Genomic DNA, 2,207 nt, shown 5'->3' on the forward strand with positions numbered 1-2,207 from the left:
GACCCCTGACGCCGCCGTGGAACGCTTCCTGCAGCACATCGTGGATATCCATCCGTGGGAGGTACCGGTCATCGAACTGACAGGGCCAGTCAGCGTCTCCAGCACAGCCCTTCCGGCAGTCTTTGAGAGCGAGGCCGCATCATGATTGARACCACCACGACCCGGCTTTGGGACGATCTGCAGCCGTTGCTGGCGGGCAGGTCATTCACCGACCTGACGCACGCCTTCCACCCTGGCCAGCCTCATTTCCCGGCATTCCCGGACGAAATCAGGGAGGCGGTGTTCGATCTGGAGAAAGGCAACGGTTTCACGGCTCACCGTTATTCGATCATCGGCCAATGGGGGACGCACGTTGACCCTCCCTCGCATTTCATCCGCGGGGGACGGACCTTGGACCAGATTCCTGTGGAGGATATGGTCCTTCCGCTGGCCATCCTCGACATCACCGCGCGGGTCACCGCAAATACGGACGCCACTCCCACGATGGAGGACGTCCAGGCATGGGAGAGCCGCAACGGTGCCATCGCCCCCGGGGCCTTTGTGGCGTTGCGGACAGGGTGGAGCCATCGTTGGCCCGACGCCGACGCCATGGCGAACAGGGACGATGAGGGGGTCAGCCACACGCCTGGCTGGTCGCAGGAAGTCCTCTCCTTCCTGATCGAGGAGCGGTCGGTAACTGCCGTCGGCCATGAGCAGACAGACACAGACCCGGGACTGGCTACGTCCCGCCAGGATTTCAGCTTGGAGACCTATGTTTTGGCGCGGAACCGGTGGCAGATCGAGCTGATGGCGAACCTGGACGGGCTTCCAGAAGCCGGCGCGATCCTCATTGCAAGCTGGCCGAAGCCCCTGCACGGCAGCGGTTTTCCAGCCCGGGTCTTCGCCATCCACTAAGACACGTTCTCCAGTGACTAGAATCGGATCCATGTCTAAGACGTCCAGCATGGGCCGGGGAATCATGGCTGTCCTCGCGGCGGGCTCCCGCAACGCAGAAGGCCTGTCTGGCGGAACGGTCGCTGATATAGCAGCCGATCTGGGCAGGGACCGCAGCCAGGTTTCGCGCAGCCTCCGGACCGCCGAGCAGGAGGGGTTTCTGGCACGCGGAGACCATCGGTCCTACACCCTGAACTGGTCGCTCCTGACAGACGCACAGCTGTTGACAGAGCAACGGCTGCAGACCGACGGCGTAACCGCTTTGGAAGGCTTGGCCGGTGAAACTGACGAAGGGTGCTTCCTCGGAGTTATGAGCGGAAACAGTACTGTCACCATCGGTGAGCGTGTTCCGGCAAGTAGCAACATGGTCGGTTCGTGGCTGGGCCGGCCCTACCCGGCGTTTTGTAGTGATGCCGGCCAGGCCCTGCTGTGGGAAGCCTCGGACGCCGAGGTCCGAACCATTTTCTCCGGCGTTCCCTTCGTGCGCCATGGCCCCAATACACCGCTTGACGTCGAGGACTTCCTGTCACGACTGCGCGGGGCGCGGGCACGGGGGTACTCCATTGTCGATGAGGAAGCCGAACCAGGACTTTACTCCCTGGCCGTTCCGATTCGCGACTTTAAGGGCGATGTGGTGGCAGCGCTTCAGGTCGTAGGCGCCAAGACACGTTTGGAGCCGCGGCTGGGGCTATGCGCGACGGCTCTCGTGTCCTGGGGCAAGTGGCTTGAGTCAACGTTGGGTCACGCGTCGCCGCAGAACCGGCTCTAGCTGGCTATAGGTCGTGTCAAGTGCATGCCCCGGGCGTGAAGGTTCGCCCCGTGTGTCTGGCGGGCGTTCTGAAGTGTTGTGGAGGGGCGGTTTGGCGGCTGGACCGGCGTTGGTCTGTGGGCGCCCACGCTGACTTATGCGACCTCAGCTATTTCACCCGGGTCATCTGGCGTCGTTCGGGTTGCCCGCGGGGCGAAGGGCCGGGCGCCAAGCTAGAGACGGCGTAACGCGGAAGGCGTCCGCCATAGCTGTATCGGCGTCTGGTCCGGCCCTTCGTCGGTTCCAGCGTCTCACCGCCGCTCCGGGTTGTGAAGGGATGCTGCGTGCACCTCCTTTGGCTCCGGGAAGGGGATGTCTGGTTGGCCTCATGGTGTGCCGCGGTTTGTCACTTCCAGCGGCCGGGGTCGTAGATGGTCTGGTCCCGGACCATGGCGTAGGCGATCCGTGATGCGCGGTGCGCCATCGCGCAGGCGATGACGCCGCCGTGCTTGCCTCTGGTCCTGAG

2 protein-coding genes are annotated in these 2,207 nt (G+C 63.8%); both read left to right on the plus strand.

Going from position 1 to position 2,207, the window contains the following annotated elements; translation table 11 throughout:
• Positions 1-141 precede the first annotated feature (141 nt).
• Entirely contained in the window at positions 142-894 is a 753-nt protein-coding gene (locus tag AC1DR1_RS23110) for a cyclase family protein (RefSeq protein WP_476993448.1), read from the plus strand.
• Positions 895-925: 31 nt separating this feature from the next.
• Entirely contained in the window at positions 926-1,702 is a 777-nt protein-coding gene (locus AC1DR1_RS23115; RefSeq protein WP_476993449.1) for an IclR family transcriptional regulator, read from the plus strand.
• Positions 1,703-2,207: the final 505 nt, after the last annotated feature.

This window comes from Arthrobacter sp. P4_F10 (genome assembly GCF_056401435.1).